Raw genomic sequence first — 16345 nt, forward strand, 5'->3', positions numbered from 1 at the left:
AGTTCTGGTAGTGCAGCGCACATGCTTTGTAGCGTGCAGCACTTAGCTTGCAGCGTGAGCTTAAAAATGGCAGCTAAACTCTGATCTGAGAAAGCCAACTGACCTGACCATTGCCTCGTGACCATCGTATTGTCAGCACGATCGGGGCTCTGGCATTTAGTAAGTGATTGTAGTGAGCTAGGGTCAGCAATTTGATTGCGATTGAGTGTCAGGTTTGTCAAATTGATGAGCGATCGCTTCTTTCCAATTATCTGAGCATGATTTTGAATCTAGAAGCAGTTATCTAGATCGCCCTTTTCTAGCGCTGGACAAGCATTTTGGGCGCGATCGTGACACTCTTGGCAATAACACACACCAGTACAATGAGGCTTTAGCGTTGCTCGTTTTAGCCTTGCTCGATCGTCTGTCGCCATCGCCTTTATGGAATCATCGCTAGATATCACGCTGCAAATCATTCTGACCGTCATTGCGGGCATTGGGGCGCAGGTGCTGGCGGAGTTTCTCAAGCTTCCTGGCATTGTTTTTTTACTGCTGTTTGGCATCTTGCTGGGTCCAAGTGCCTTGGGGCTACTGTATCCCGATCGCCTCGGCGTGGGGCTGGATGTAATTGTCTCGCTTTTAGTGGCAGTGATTTTGTTTGAAGGCGGCTTCAATCTAGAGTTGCGAGATCTGGGAAGGGTTTCTGGCAGTTTGCGGAATCTGGTCACCATTGGAACACTGATAACACTGATAGGTGCCGGTATAACGGCGCACTATTTAAGCGAATTTCCCTGGGCGATCGCGTTTCTTTATGGGTCGCTGGTTGTGGTCACGGGTCCCACCGTCATTAACCCCTTGCTGCGGCAGGTAAAGGTCGATCGACGGGTTTCGGCGTTGCTTGAAGGCGAGGGCGTGCTCATCGATCCGGTCGGCGCGATTTTAGCAGTGGTAGTGCTAAACATTCTGCTGAACGGCAATGCCGATCCGCTTAGTGTGGCAAGTGGGCTGATGCTACGGTTAGGCACGGGTAGCAGCCTCGGCATTGTGGGAGGCTGGCTACTCGGCTTCATCCTTAAACAGTCACGGTTCCTGTCTGACGATTTAAAGGCGCTTTTAGTGCTGGCAGGCTTGTGGGGACTGTTTGGGTTAGCACAAAGCATTCAAAGTGAGGCGGGGTTAATGGCAACGGTGGCGGCAGGCATTGTCTTGAGAGCGTCGTCGGTGCCAGAAGAGCGGCTGCTGAAGCGGTTTAAGGGTCAACTCACTATTTTGGCTGTGTCAGTATTATTCATTCTCCTGGCAGCCGATCTGTCGATCGCCGGTGTCATCGCCTTGGGCTGGGGTGGGGTGATCACTGTCCTGAGCCTGATGTTCATCGTGCGTCCGTTGAATGTCTGGTGTTGCACCTGGAAGAGCGGCTTAAACTGGCGACAAAAAATGTTTGTCAGCTGGATTGCGCCTAGAGGCATCGTCTCAGCCTCGATCGCGTCACTCTTTGCCCTTTCGCTGACCCAAAATGGTATTAATGGCGGCGACTCGATCAAAGCGCTAGTCTTTCTGACCATTATTCTGACCGTTTTTGTGCAGGCGCTGACTGCTCAGTGGGCTGCCAATCTGCTGCAAATCACCTCAAGCGAAGTCACTGGAGCCGTGATCGTCGGCTGTAATCCACTCAGTTTGCTAATTGCTCGCCTTTTTGATGAACGGGATGAACCAGTTACCTTAATTGACACCGCACCGGAAGCAAGACAACAAGCAGAACGAGAGCAGCGACGCATTTTTATTAGCAGTGCCCTGGATGCCGAAGTACTGGAAGAAGCGGGTCTGGGTCAGGTTGGCACCTTTCTCGCCATGACGAACAATGGCGCAGTGAATCTCGTGATTGCGTGTCAAGCGGCTGAAGAATTTCGTCCGCCTCGCGTGCTGGCAGTCTTTCCCCGCGATCCACAGATTAGTACGGGGACTGGTGTAACTAGCGAACCGAAGATTCAGCAGGCATTTGCACCACATACTATGCTGAGAACCTGGAATGAGTACATTAGCGATGGTGCCGTGAAGTTGGGTGAGACCGTCCTGCGGGAGACAGACACGGAGGTACAACAGGCATATTTACGATCGCTCATCATGGGTGGCACGCTGTTACCATTGCTCCTCGAACGGCAGGGTTGCTTACAGATTGTTCCGGCTGAAGAAGTTTTGCAGACGGACGATCGCCTCATTTACCTACTACATGACCCCAAGCCAAAGCTGCTGAAGCTACTGTCTGGTTCTAGCCAGCCCCGCCTCATGCTTGAAACACTGCCCGAAGTTGAGAGTATTTCCGTCACCGCTAGCAGCATCGCTACTGAAATACCGCCGCAGCAGGAAGCCTTAGCAACCGTGAGCGTTCTGCCATCCAATACACTGCCACCTGATGCACCCCTAGTAGAAGCAGCGCTGGAGCGAGCTAAACCAGAGTAACGCAGTTGCACTTGGGTTGAGAGTTGATACAATTGCGTTCAACGTGTGTGTTGATGAAGCAGTAGGCAAGAGCGATGACCAGATCGGCGCTCTCCCCGTATTTAAGTAGTGTTGAGGGCATAACAACAAAAGAATGAGCAGAATCACTGCGTTTCTCTACAATAAATTGTCGCTTGCTTTGATTACCGCTTGCTCTGAAATTGCCCTGGTCATCGTTTGATCAGAGTTGAGGCGCTAAAGTTTGCCACTCTGTTTCTATCTGCAACCCATGTCACCATCCCCAGCCCCCGACCAATCGCTGTACGAGTTAGCGCTTGCTACTGATCCGGCGCTCCCACTCCTTCAAGTTAGCCCGACCACGCTCAAAGCCGCCTTCAGCGCCGTACTAGAACTTCTGATCGATCGCGAACTGCCAGCCGTTGTGTGGGCAAAGCTACCTAGGGGCGCAGTCTGGCAAACGGAACTGGCACAGTACAGCGCCTTAGCAGGCGTGGCTAAAGCACTATACGTCTTTAAGAACCCGCGAGAAGAAGGCACAGACGATACTTTAGTCAGCGCGATCGCCGATCCTGCTGCTGACCCTGATTCACTTTTAGCGGGTGTGGCAGAGACTCCACCCGCTGCATGGCAGGAACTGTTGCTGGCACCCGAAAGCCAACTTCGACGAGAGTACTTTCTGCTGGTATGGGCAGAAAACTTTCAGGGCTGCATTCTCGCGCACCGTCCACGCTCTGCCCAGCCTGCAAAAGCACCTGTTAACGCTATAGAAGCTGGTGTCGGGTTGGCAGAGGCAATGGCTGCTGGTGCGATCGGCGATAGTCAGGAGCGACGACAGCATCTACTGGTACTCTCGTCGTTTGACGCAGGCTTAATTGCACAGGTAATTGGTGGCTTGGCGCACGCAGAAACTATGACTGTTCCTACATCATCGATCGCCTCTGCTAGCGGAGGCGAGATACAGCCTAAGCTGGCACTGGCTGATGCGGTTGCACAATGGCAGAAGCTAACGGGTGAAATGGCTATCACTCCAAGTAATCCAGCCACGCTGGGGCAGTTGTTTATGAAGCAGGTGCAGCGGCAGGAAGAGGTTTGGCAACGCAATGCCGCCTACCGACGGCAAGCAGATCTGGTAGAAATACTCCAAATCCAAAAAGAGGAATTGAGCAACGCACTGCGAGCGAAAGCAGATTTTATCAACACGGTGGGGCAAGAACTGCGAACACCGCTGACTACAATCAAAACGGCTCTCACGCTGCTCAATTCGCCTAGCTTAAAGCCACCACAGCGTCAGCGCTACATGGAACTTATTGAAAAAGAGTGCGATCGCCAGAGTTCCTTGATTACTAGCCTGCTCGATTTAGTGCAGCTTGACCAGGCTGTTAGCCCTACTGCGCTTGAGTCGATCCGCATGGCAGACATCGTTCCCGGTGTAGTTAGCACTTATCAACCACTGGCAGAAGAAAAGGGTGTGCGGTTAGCATACACAGTGCCAGAAGACCTACCATCGATCGCTTGCATGGCTAACTGGCTCAAGCAAATTGTGATCAATTTGCTGCATAACGGCATTAAATTTACACCTACTGGGGGAAATGTATGGGTACGCGCTAAAAAACAGGGTAGTTATGTCAACCTGGAAGTGCGCGATACAGGCATTGGCATGGCTCCTAACGATCTGCCCAAAATCTTCGATCGCTTCTACCGCGTTCGGCAGGCATCCTTAGAAGAGACGAGCGGGGCTGGCTTGGGTTTGACGATCGTTCAGCAACTCCTAGTTCATTGTGGTGGCTCTATTTCGGTAAAAAGCAAACCGGGCGAAGGGTCTACCTTTACCGTACTCCTGCCCATTCATCCCAAACAACCGTTGCCACCCTCAGGGTGAGGGGTTCCATCTACCGAAAGGGGAAGGGTGACAGTAAACGTTGTCCCGATGCCGATAGCGCTTTGGACTGTAATGTTGCCGTAGTGAGCATCGACGCATTGTTTGGCGATCGACAGCCCTAGCCCAGTACCGGGAATAGTTTTGGCATTGCTGGCGCGATAAAAGCGATTGAACAGTTGGTCACAGTCGCCTTTGGGAATACCAATACCGCAATCACGAATTTGAAACGTAATTGACTCGGCTTCATGGATCAGCTTGAAAGTGACGCTGCCGCCGTGAGGAGAGTATTTAATCGCGTTTGAAAGTAGGTTGGTCAAAATATGGTGCAGCAGTTTTTCATCCAGGTTGTAGAGCGTTGGGTGATCGACCGCATTACTAATCTGCGTGAAAGTGATAGTGTGCTTGGGAGCAGCTTTAGTATCAATAGCAAGCTGGAAATCGGCAACTAATTGACGGCAAAACGCTTCTACCAGCAGCGGTTCTGGGTTATACGTGAGCTTGCCTGCATCGATCTGACTCGACACTAGCACTTCTTCTAATAGTTGCATCATACGACTAACCGCAACTCTGGCTCGCTGTAAGTAGACCTGTTTTTTTTCGATCGTTAACTGTCTATCGTGACGCTCTAACAGATCCAGCGCTAACAGGATTGCACTTAAAGGGTTACGAAATTCGTGAGAAACAACCTCAATAAAATTAGACTTCAAGCGATTGAGTTCTTTCTCTTTTTCAAGCGCCGCCTGCGTAACTTTTTCTGCCTCATGCTTGGTCAGTGCAATTTCAATGGCAGTTGAGAGATTATGAATTTCAAACGGTTTAACAATGTAACCATACGGTTGTACCGCTTTCACTTGCTGGATGGTAGCAGCATCTGCGTGGGCAGTGAGAAAAACGATCGGTATGCTGTGCCGTTCATTTAGAAGGGCGGCTGTTTCAATGCCATCTTTGTCGCCTCGAATGCGAATATCCATTAGTGCAAGATGCGGCTGATAGCGTGCTGCGGCTGCCAGCGCTTGCTCAGCACAGTCGGCGATCGCCACCACTGTATACCCCAGTTTGGTTAGCTGTTGCTGAAGGTCTAGCGCGATGATGGGTTCATCTTCAACAACAAGAATTTTGGCACTCATCTTTGTTAGCCTGCGGGGGGGAACAAAATTTCAAAGCGGCTACCGCCAGTGCAATCGAGCGTGATGGTGCCTTGCAACTGACGCACAAACGCATGGACAAGCTGAAGACCAAGTGTGTTTAAACTAGATATATCGTGAGAAAACACAATGTCTTCTGGAAGACCCACCCCATCGTCAGCAATGACTAGCCGATACTGCTGGGGGGTTGGTGCAGCAAAGCTAATTTGAATCGTGCCGCCGCGATCGCATGGAAACGCATACTTCAGTGCATTAGAAATTAATTCATTGATCATCAAGCCGCACGGCAAGACGATATCTACTGCCAGCTCACACTGAGCAATCTCGATCGCGACATGAATCGCAGGATTAGTGCTATAAGACCGCACCAGATCTGCAACCAAACGCTGCACATACTCATTGAAATTAATGTTAGCTAAATTCTCGGATTGATAAAGCTTTTCGTGAATCAACGCCATCGCTTTCACTCGATACTGGCTATCTTTAAATGGTGAGACTAGCTGAGGATCTTGGAGCGCGTTGGCTTGCAAACTCAATAGGCTATAAACTGTTTGCAAATTATTTTTGACACGATGATGAATCTCTTTTAACAAAATTTCTTTTTCTTTTAAAGATGCCTTTAGCTGCTCTTCAGCTTGTTTTTGAGCCGTAATATTTCGCACAAACGAACAGTAGTATTCCTTGTTGTTCATGGCAACATAATTAGCTGTTGCTTCGATCGGAAAAGGCATTCCATCTTTGCCTTGAAGTCGTGTCTCAAACGTTAAGGAACCCTGTTTTTTAACGTCGCGCCAGTGCTGTTGCCAGTCTTGAATTGACCAATCTGGATTAAAGTCAGATACCTGCTTGCCAATGATTGCCTCACGGGGATAGCCTAAATCCCGACAGGCAGAATCATTGACGTAATAGATGGAACCGTCTGGTTGCACCCACCAGACTGGGTCAGCCGCTCGATCGATCGAGAATTGCGTCAATTGTAGTGCGGCTTCGGTTTGCTTACGCGCCGTAATGTCTTCAATCATGCCCATGCTGTAGAGGCTACCATCGGGATTTCGTAGGAGGGTGACTGTCAAATTTGCCCAGATCCAAGTCCCATCCTTTTTACAAAACCGCTTTTCGATTTGGAACCGGGGAATCGAGCCGTCTAGCAGCTGTTGAATCAGGTCGAGGCACAGGGCAACGTCATCCGGGTGGGTGTACTCCATATACGTCATGGTTGCAAGATCCGCATCGCTGTAACCGAACAGGGCATGATGAGCTTGATTAATCTTCAAAACGTGGTAGGTGTAGACATCGGCAAGGCTGATGGCGATCGGCGCATTGTCAAACATAGTGCGGAACCACTCTTCACTCTTACGCAATGCAGCTTCAGTTTGCTTATGCCCAGCGATCTCAGCCTGCAACTGTTGATTCGACACCTCAAGTTGAGCAGTACGGCTTTGCACCCGTTCTTCTAGCTCTTGATTGAGTGTCTGGAGCGCCAGTTCTGCCTGTTTGCGATCGGTAATATCCTGCACCTGGACAACAAAATACAAGGGTTGCTGTGCTTCGCACACCAGCGAAAGGCACATCAAACCCCAGACAATGTGCCCTTTTTTATGCAAGTAGCGCTTTTCTATGTGGTAAGCCGAAAGCTCTCCTGTCAGCACTTTTTTGGTTTGCGCTATGTTATGACCCAAGTCATCAGGGTGAGCAACGGCGTGAAACGTCCGCGTCAGCAGTTCTGCCTCGGTATAGCCCAGCATTTGACAGTACGCAGCGTTGACCTGCATAAAGGCACCGTCAAGGGAAGCAACGACCATACCAACCGCAGTCGTGTTAAACACACTCCGAAAGCGTTGCTCGCTCTCACGTAAGTCGGCTTCGGCTTGCTTGCGATCCGTAATGTCCTGGATCTGATACACCACGTAGAGGACTTGCTGCTGCTCATCGCGTACGGCTGAGACGCTCAGTAAGCCCCAGACAATGTGCCCGTGCTTATGGAAGTAGCGCCGCTCTTGGTGGTACGCAGTCACGTCTCCCGCCAGGAGTTGTTGCAGTTGCACCTGCCCCTGCTCAAAATCATCGGGATAAACAATCTGCTGACAGGTTTTGGTTAAAAGTTCAGTGCGGGTATAGCCGATCATGCGGCAGTAAGCGGCATTTGCCTGCAACATCACACCCTCAGGTGACATCACCACCATACCAACGGCTGTGGTGTTAAACACATTACGAAACCATAGCTCGCTCTTACGCAGGGCAGCTTCGGCTTGTTGACGCTCAGACTCCAGGCGTTGACGATCGCTGAAGTCTCGAAAGTACACTGCCAGTCCTTGAGCGATCGGGTAAGCGCGCGTTTCAAACCAGGCATTAAGCGGCGGATAAAAGACCTCAAAGGTAACACTGCACTGCTCGGTTACAGCCTGGTGATATTTGCTGTCGAGGATGGTGTTTACAGCTTGAGGAAAGCTTGCCCAAATGTTTTTGCCCAGCAAGTCTACTCGCGATCGTTGCAAGATCTGTTCCGCCTGATGATTGAGGTAAGTAAAGCACCAGTTTTCATCCAGGGTGTAAAAACCATCAGTTATGCTTTCGAGAATATTGATCATCCGCCGGTTGATTCTGCTTAACTCGGCAGTGCGGCTACGAACCGCTTCCTCTAGCTCCAGAGCCGTTTTTTGCAGCGATCGGTGGAGGAGAAGCTGCATCATGATGTCGCGGATCACCACCATCACGCCTTTGCTGCTACCAGTTTCACCAGAGTCAGTCTCACCAAATTCCTCACCCTCTACATCTGGTAAGGGGGTAACGGTAAGGGTCAGCCTAAAGCTGCGATCGTGCCGAGAAAAGCCATACTGCCCGTTTAGCTCCTGGTTGGTTGCTAGACAGTGGCTTACTGGATGCAACGCTGAAGAGAGCCGCTCACTCTTGACCGTCAGAGGCAACACCTGCACGAGCGGTTGTCCGGCTAAAGCACTGGTGGCACCAACAAGCTGCTCAAAGGCTGCATTACACCACTGAATTCGCCCATGTGCGTCTGTCCAGACAACGGCTTCTTCAATACGATCCAGCGCTAGTGCTAGTTGGCTCAGGGTTGCCTGCATAGGGCTACTGTCAACTGATGAAACAGACTTAGGCATATCAGCCATCCTCAGGCGTTTGTAAGCGGTCAGGGGCAGAAAAGGCAGTTCGCTCTACAAGCGCAGCAGGAGTTAAGACGGTAGAGGGGGCAGAACTTCAACGTCAGCGCTTAGCCAAAGGCAGCCAGTGGTTAGCCAGAGAATTTTGCTGACTGACGATGCTGATGCTGACACGTTGATTGCGATCGTCAGGAGGATGGTCTAGTAGTCGAAGAGAACGTTAGAACAGATATAAACCCTGAAGCTTCCGTATCCTTCATCCTTTTGCTATGTGACAGATTTTTGCATCAGCTAGCGATCGCTTCAATTGTGGCAAATTTGCAGAAGTTTTTTGCCTGATCGCCGCAAAACAAGTTGTAGCTAATACAATATCGGCACGGTCTACAGTGGCATCGCTCCCATCAACATCGTTCACTCAACCTGTAAGAGAGCGGCAAGCTGCTTACAGGTTTGATAGCTATGTTCTCGATGAACGGTCACTTGATAAACAGTCAGTAGAGACACTAAAGCAACGGCAAATGGCTAAAAGCTGGTAGCTGCAAACCATCCGCCTATCTGACTTCAGTGTGACCATTTGCTTCTGGCTGTCTTAAGATGTGGGATCGCGTTGGTTCTAGTAGGGGTGCTGAGCTAACCGCTAGATTTTTAGAGTGCGGAAGCTGGTGTTATGGCAGGAAAAACAGTCAAGCGATCGCGGGTACAAGCCGTTAAATTTCGTCTTCAAAAAGCAGGCAAGTCCAAAGTGGAAAAGCAGACTGCTGACACGGTTGCTAAACCAGCACCAACGGCAGCGAGCAAGGAGCGCGATCGCACCGCCAGGAAACAACGTGGCACAAACGTCGTGCAGCCGTTGCGTCGCCCTCGCTTCCCGGCTCAGGTCACCAAAGGCTTACGGTTTTTGGCAGCACCGCTCGTTTGGCTATGTCTTTTGGCGTTTTGTGGTGGCACGGGTGTGGCAGCCTTTTTGTGGCTGACGACACTGCCACCTGTGCCCAATTGCCAAACAATGCCATCGCCTGCTTCTGATAGTGAGCAGCTTTACTGCGCTGAGCAAGCCTCGCGATCGGGCAAGGTAGAAGCCCTGCTGGCAGGACTGGCACTGGTCAAAAACTGGTCGCCTGATCATCCCCTCCGCCATCGCGCCAACCGTGATGTTACAGAATGGTCAAAGTCGTTGCTAGCGATCGCAGACACCAAAGCGGGTCAAGGCGATCTGGCAGGGGCGATCGCCCTGGCAAAAAAAATTCCGGCTAGCAGCCCCCTTCATGCCGATGCGCAAACAGCACTGCTGGGCTGGCAAAAAGCGCAAAATCTTGGGCAGACGATCAATGCTGCGATTCAAAGGGCTTTGAAGCAACAAGACTGGCAAACAGCGACGCTACAGATGCAGGCTTTGACCCGGCTAGATGACGAGTATGCGCGACAAAATCTTAATCGCTTGCGTCAGCAGTTGGTCACCGAACGCACGACCTACCAGCAATTGCAGCAAGCGCGCCAAATCGCAGCCAGTGCACCCGAAGATGTAGTCGTGATTGGCAAGGCGATTGCCCTAGCAGAGCGTCTTCCTGCCAGCTATGCCCGTAGCGCTGCTCAGTTGGATATTCAGACCTGGGGACAGTTTTTACTTAATCGCCTGACAGCCCAGTTAGGGCAGGCTGATATGGCAGGGGCGATCGTCAGTGCTCAGTCATTGCCCTTTAGTTTGCCGTTGCCGCCCGTTGCTCGCGATCTGCTCTGGATTGGTCGTGCCCAGCCGTTAGCAACCAGTAACCTGATGACCACGCCCCTATTGGAGCAGTTCTGGCAGCTTTGGCTACCACTCTCTCAAGTACGGCAAATTCGGGCAGATAGCCCCCTTGCTGCCCAAACGAAAGTCCTTATACCTCGGCTAGAGCAGCAGACGCAAGATTTGCTCCAGCTTCAACTGGCCCAGACAGTTGGCAGGTTAAAGCAGCTTCCAACGCTCCAGAGCGCGATCGCATTAGTACAACCCATTACGCCTGGTCGTCCTCGGCGGCTCTATGCTCAAACGCTCATCGCTCAGTGGCGCAAAGAAATTCAGCAGCTTGAAGATCGCCCTTACGTCACTCAGGCGCAGCAGTTAGCAGCGGCGGGCACACTGCCGAAGCTTAATGCCGCGATCGCTCAAGCACGGCAAGTTGCACCGGGACGAGCGCTACGGTTAGAAGCTCAAAACTTGATCGCTAAATGGACGCGCCAGATTCAAACCCTTGAAGACCAACCCATTCTGAACCAGGCACGAGCACTGGCAAAGCAGAACAAGTTGACAGAAGCCATCCAAACAGCCAACAAAATTCGCGCCGATCGAGCGCTTTACAAAGACGCGCAAGCCGCTGCCAACGACTGGATTGCTCAGATTCAAATTGCCGAAGACCAATCCCTGCTTGATGAAGCGAGAGCGCTAGCCGACCGAGGTCGTCTCACCCGAGCCATCAGCCTTGCCTCTGAAATTAGCTACGGACGAGCTTTGTATGACGATGCCCAAAGCGCGATCGCTCGCTGGTCTGACCAACGCGACACCATCCTAAGGGAACGTCGCTCCCGCCGCGATGAGCCATCCTCATTACCAGAACCTAGTCGCCCCTCTTCAGGCTATAACTCTCCAGTTGAAGCGCCCGACTCGCAAGATCTACCGCCGCCGTAGGAGTGTAGAAGGGTGAACAAGTGGAAGAGTAAAAGAGTAATGAGGTGAGGGGGACAAGAGGTGGAGAAGGGAAAGGGTCAAGCGGAAAGAGGATGGTAACGTCTAGCGCAGCTAGTCCTTTTGTCCTCTGCCTTCTGCCTTTAGTCCCGCTGCCTTTTGAATCACTGACGACTGCCCACTGAACTTATACAGTATCCTTGTTGGAGCGGATTCTTTGTCTTCTGCTGTTTGCTGTTTGCTCTTTACCGCAGGGTGGGCGACCGTATGAGCCATTCACGCGATGCCGATCGTCAGCAGAACCGTGTGTGCAGGCTCATGCTGATTGAGGATGATCCAGTGTTTCGGTTGGGGCTAGCTGCCTGTCTACAGTCGTTTGACGATTTGCAGGTTGTACTAGAGGCAGATTCGCCTGCAAGGGCGCTGCAACTGCTGCGAGAGTTGCCGGATGAAATGGAGACAGCCGATCGCTCTGTTGCCCCCGCACGATCGCTCGATTTAATCATCCTTAACCTTGACCTGGGGCAGACAACAGCCAGCCAGGGTCTTGGGCTGGCACTGTGTCAGCAGCTTAGGACGCAGTATGCCGATACACCTTTGCTCTTGTTAGGAGCAACGCTAGAACTGACGCGGTTAGCGACTGCGTTTCAGTCGGGTGCGGGTGGCTACTGCTTGAAAGGAACGAGCGTGACGGAACTGGTGACAGCCATCCGTCAAGTCGCGTCTGGGCAACCTTACTGGACAGAAGGCATCCAGGCAATCGCCCAGTCTCTCAATACACCAGCTCCGAATACCACTTCACTAACAGCGCAAACGGCTCGACCACTCACTGATCGCGCTCCCCAAAACACGCTCCCGGCAATCTCAGGAAGCCAAAATCTGCTGACGGTCTGGCGGCGCAACTTGCGGGAGTCAGGCGTGCGGCAAATTGAGCGGGCGATCGCCGAACTGGATGACCAGTTGCAAACAGCTAATCGGTCAGTCCTGGATCAGTTGGTTTTAGAAGGGCAACGACGTGAACTGCGTACGGCTCGTTGGCTGGTCAAGCGGTTGTTAAAGACATCAGATGAGTCAGCACCAGAACTCGGCTCACAAGTGCCACCGCCAACTGACGCAAGTCGATCGCTACCGCCCGACCGCCGTAGCCAAGCCATAGCCAACCCTTCCGAACCCTTAGCAGACGAGCGTTCTACTGCACTCGCGGAGACGATCGTCAACGACATTCAATCACCAATGGCAGCCCTGTTTCAGGCAACAGTTGCCAAGCTACAAAACAGGTTACCAAACCTTACTGCTACGGCTCTGGAAATTGATGTTTTGAAAGACGAAAAAAAGCGCGAATTGCTTTATACCGTGCTGCGATCGCTGCAAGCCAGCCTGGAAGCATTGCGTCTTTCAAACCTGCCGCCAGAACAGCTTGAAATAAGGCACCGCGTTATTTTGCAAGATATCTGGCAAGCAACGGTAATTGATTTTTTTGGCAAATACTATACGGTGCAGATGGGGACACAGCCGATCGATGTCGTCACTGTTTTGCTGCAAGATCTAGATATTGTGCAGACTGCAATTCTCGACAAAATGCCGCTGTTTCCAGAGTTTTTAGCTCACTTACTGTTTCAAACGCCACTTACGATCGATGATGCAAACTACGCGGCTGGCACTGTAGAAGCAATGGCACGTATGGAACTGCTGCTACAAAATGTAATGCTGCAAATTGCCAATGCAGTGATGCAGCCGTTACTTAATCGCTTTGGTGATCTTGTAGCGATCAAGCAAACGTTTTATGACAAACGGCTGCTTTCCAGTCGTGATGTTGAACGTTTTCGCAATGACTTATCCTGGAAATATCGGACCGATCGCCTATTTGCAGAACCAACAGCTATTTTTGAAAGCCAGTTCAATTTGCTTGTCTTGACAGACAACGGTATTAGTAAAACCGCCATTTATGCACCGCGTAGCGACGAGTTAGCGCAACTAGCTGGTCTACCGTTTCTCGTGACCTTAGCGCTTGAAGCCCGCGATGCGATCGCGCCTCGACTACGCATTGCGATTTCGTTTTTAGGTAGAGGTGTGGTCTATGTGCTGACTGAAGTCATTGGGCGCGGCATTGGTCTCATTGGGCGCGGCATGATCAAAGGGATTGGCAACGCCCTGCAGGATACAAAGCCCAACCGCAACAGCGAACGCTGGCGGTAATTTGGGCTGATAGCTGATGGCTGTCCGCCTACGGTTTCTGTAGCCATAGTGTGACACCATCGGCGATCGCCGTTGCCAGTCGTTGTTGCTCTCTTGGATTGGTGATCCACTCAAACTCATCTGGGTTGATCATAAAACCGAGTTCTAGCAGCACCGCTGGAGTTGTTGCGGGACGAGTCAGCGCCAAATTATTCCAAAACACGCCATAGGACGATCGCTTCAAGGTTTTAGTCAGGTGATTGTGCAAAAACACTGCCAGACTATGGGCTTGAGTGTTGTACCAGAACATAGAGATGCCCTTCGTTTTCACCGCATCACCATTATCAGGCAGTGCATTGTAATGCAAACTAAGAGCCACCGTTGGCTGCACTTTCTCAATCATTGCCACCCGGTCCTGCAACGGCACATCGACATCTGTTTCGCGAGTCAGATACACCGTTGCACCCCGCTGCTGTAGACGCTCTCGCACCAGCTTCGCCATCAGCAGCGCTACCGTTTTTTCAGGATAGCCCGTGGGTCCTCTGGAACCCAAATCCTCCGCGCCACCGTGCCCTGGATCGAGCAGGATTTTGGTGCCAGAGAGCGTTTTGAATTGCTCCCCTGCTCCTCTGCTCCCGGCTCCCGGCTCCCGACTCCCGACAGTGGGCGGATGCTTCAGCGACAGCACTAATGTCGTGCCTTCGTACCGCAGTTTGTAACCCCACTGCTGGCTCGACTTGAGGTTAAAAGTGTACTGGATTTGCCCTGGAGCGCTTTGCTGCCAGTCGAGACGGGCAATGAGTGGATCGTCATCCAGCCGGATAATATCGGTTTGCGCCGTGGTGTTGTAAAGAATGAGCGTGAAGGTACGATCGCCCTGCTGCACGCTTACGGGCACGGGTACTTGCAGCGGAAACATGACTTCTGTCCAGCCGCCTGTCTGCCTCGCCTTAATGCTGCGAATAAGCGATGTTGGCAGTGCGCCAGTAGATAAAATTTGCACCTCACTACGTCGTATCCACGCGCCATAGTCTAACCGCACCCAGTCGCCTTCAGAGCCTGTTACGAGGGCTTGCGTCCCTTTTGGTAAAGGTGTTAAACGAGAGTAATCTGTGCCTGCCCCCGTACGAGCCGTACCAGCTTCTGCTGTGACAACGGCAGTTTCTAACCGAGTAGGCGACAAAATTTTGATGCTGCCAAAGCCAGTTTGCTTGATCGTCTGTCCATTCTGCGTCAGTTGCCATTCGGGTTTACCCAGGTCGCCCAACAAAACGGTGCGTGTACAGCCCTCAAAGCGTCCAGCCGCGATCGTGGGCTGGTTTTGCTGAGTTAGAACGGCAGCGTTGTCGGGCAAGGCGATCGACTGTGGGCGGGGCACAAGGGGAATCGTCTGGTCGGCGAGTTTGACTGCCACGGTGGCGGTAGGCGGTGCGATCGCCGTAAAGCAAAGCAATTCATTGGGCAAGCGAGCCACATCGACAGCAGGGCTAAGAGTGCCAAACGTTAATCCTTGTGGCGGCTCTGATGCAGCAGCTAACCGCGTTACCGTCAGCTTGACGGCTTGCTTGCCGTAGCGCAGATCAAACTGATTGACGCCAACTTGCAGCGGAAAGGTTGGCGCAAAATGCCCGGCTGTGTTGCGAACGATCGCCGTGCCGTTCACCAAAACGGTTCCTCCGGGTGGTGCCGTACCAATCAGAAAAATGCGATCGGACGTAGTCTCATGGTTAGCCGGTGGATAAGCAACATAGAGCGGTTGAGCAGCATGGATGGGGGCTGCGACGATGCTGCTAGCGATCGTCAAACAAAAGGAGAGTGGGACAAAGAATTGTTTCATCAACTGCGTAGAACGGCGTATCAAAGTTTGAGGCAGCAACTTTCTGCAAGGCTAACCGTATGCAGTGCCACCGTCGGCAATGACAAGGTACTGAGTTGCAGTCGCATTGTATCGGATTGCGATCGCAAACGCGCATGCATTCCACGATAGAGAACGCTGTTCAAACGCACTTAAATAGCGCATGGCTGACTCTGGCTTGCCAGCAGTTGTTGCGTGGCCAAATGTTTTTCGCTGAAGAAGCAGTTCGGTATGCTGTACGTAAGTACGCAAAAACTGACTGATTATGAATATTACTCGCTGTCTGCACGTGGCACTGCTGGTTTCAGACCTGGAGCGATCGCAGCACTTTTACGAATCAGTACTGGGGCTAGAGAAAATCGATCGTGACCTACGCTTCCCTGGAGCCTGGTACGAAGTGGCTGGCTTTCAGATTCATTTGATGGTTGCTAGTAACAGCCAGGGAGGCTTAGATAATCCCGAAAAGTGGGGACGGAACCGACACATTGCCTTTTCGGTCGCCAGCCTGGAAGCAGCAAAAGAGCGGTTGTTGGCTCAGAACTGCCCGCTGCAAATGAGTGCCTCTGGACGCGCAGCACTGTTCACCCAAGATCCAGACGGCAATGTGATTGAGCTGGGGGAACTATGAATCAAAGCTTTTGCTTGAGACAGTTCCAGTTGCGATCGTCTAAGCTCTTTTCCTTGATGACTGTGCTGGGGTTGATTGGCATCTTTAGCGACCCTGCCTTTGCGGTTTGTCCTACACCCAACCAGAAACCGACAGCGGCTGAATGTATTGCTATTTTCAAAGACATCACTCGTTGGCTAGACCCTTCGCTAAAAAATTGTCTTGCTGTCACCGAAGCTCGCTACATTTCTTCAAAGGCAATGTTGCCAACGCTGCAAGTGAACGATCGCCTCATTATTGATAAAACAGCTTACTGTTCCCATGCTCCTAAACGGGGCGATTTAATCATTTGGTAGTGCTGAATAGTAATGGTCAAGAACGAAGAGAGGCATTGTAATGATGCACAAAATACCAAATTGCTCCAATGTGGTTACTCAACTTCTTGGAGAATGACAAGGTTTTAC

Annotated in this window: 9 protein-coding genes and 1 pseudogene; 6 read left to right on the plus strand and 4 right to left on the minus strand. The window is 51.6% G+C overall.

The genetic code is table 11. From position 1 onward, the window contains the following. Positions 1-420 precede the first annotated feature (420 nt). Together H6F86_RS14975 and H6F86_RS14980 are read left to right on the plus strand one after the other, a co-directional pair. The gene (locus H6F86_RS14975) at positions 421-2439 is read left to right on the plus strand and encodes a sodium:proton antiporter (RefSeq protein WP_190449413.1); all 2019 of its coding nucleotides are present in this window, start codon (positions 421-423) and stop codon (positions 2437-2439) included. Between the two features lie 268 nt (positions 2440-2707). Then, on the plus strand, positions 2708-4318 hold the full coding sequence (locus tag H6F86_RS14980; protein ID WP_190449414.1) for an ATP-binding protein: 1611 nt from the start codon (positions 2708-2710) through the stop codon (positions 4316-4318). Here the strand turns inward: H6F86_RS14980 and H6F86_RS14985 are convergent. Continuing rightward, positions 4285-5445, minus strand: coding sequence for an ATP-binding protein (locus H6F86_RS14985; protein ID WP_190449415.1), 1161 nt, complete (start codon positions 5443-5445; stop codon positions 4285-4287). The two genes, H6F86_RS14980 and H6F86_RS14985, sit on opposite strands and share 34 nt — an antisense overlap. 5 nt (positions 5446-5450) lie before the next feature. Then, positions 5451-8582 carry a PAS domain S-box protein gene (locus H6F86_RS14990; protein ID WP_190449416.1) on the minus strand — a complete coding sequence of 1044 codons (3132 nt, stop codon included), beginning with the start codon at positions 8580-8582 and terminating at the stop codon, positions 5451-5453. A 667-nt stretch (positions 8583-9249) separates the two neighbouring features. On the opposite strand from H6F86_RS14990, the gene H6F86_RS14995 reads away from it, so the two are divergent. Then, positions 9250-11247: a hypothetical protein gene (locus tag H6F86_RS14995; RefSeq protein ID WP_190449417.1), complete on the plus strand. Its 1998-nt coding sequence runs from the start codon at positions 9250-9252 to the stop codon at positions 11245-11247. A gap of 264 nt (positions 11248-11511) precedes the next feature. Further along, positions 11512-13440 (plus strand): DUF3685 domain-containing protein, encoded by a 1929-nt coding sequence (locus H6F86_RS15000; protein ID WP_190449418.1) that lies wholly within the window; start codon positions 11512-11514, stop codon positions 13438-13440. Positions 13441-13468: 28 nt separating this feature from the next. Here the strand turns inward: H6F86_RS15000 and H6F86_RS15005 are convergent, their stop codons facing one another. Next, positions 13469-15256 carry an N-acetylmuramoyl-L-alanine amidase gene (locus H6F86_RS15005; RefSeq protein WP_190449419.1) on the minus strand — a complete coding sequence of 596 codons (1788 nt, stop codon included), beginning with the start codon at positions 15254-15256 and terminating at the stop codon, positions 13469-13471. Positions 15257-15539: 283 nt separating this feature from the next. On the opposite strand from H6F86_RS15005, the gene H6F86_RS15010 reads away from it, so the two are divergent. Both H6F86_RS15010 and H6F86_RS15015 read left to right on the plus strand, forming a co-directional pair. Continuing rightward, on the plus strand, positions 15540-15902 hold the full coding sequence (locus tag H6F86_RS15010) for a VOC family protein (RefSeq protein ID WP_190449420.1): 363 nt from the start codon (positions 15540-15542) through the stop codon (positions 15900-15902). After that, positions 15899-16237 (plus strand): S26 family signal peptidase, encoded by a 339-nt coding sequence (locus tag H6F86_RS15015; protein WP_242033537.1) that lies wholly within the window; start codon positions 15899-15901, stop codon positions 16235-16237. Before H6F86_RS15010 ends, H6F86_RS15015 begins: the two co-directional genes overlap by 4 nt. A gap of 16 nt (positions 16238-16253) precedes the next feature. Here H6F86_RS15015 and H6F86_RS15020 read toward each other — a convergent pair. After that, positions 16254-16345, minus strand: a pseudogene (locus tag H6F86_RS15020) (IS1 family transposase); the annotation flags it as partial.

Source organism: Phormidium sp. FACHB-592 (genome assembly GCF_014695795.1).
In the GTDB taxonomy this organism is placed as follows: Bacteria; Cyanobacteriota; Cyanobacteriia; order Leptolyngbyales; family Leptolyngbyaceae; genus Stenomitos.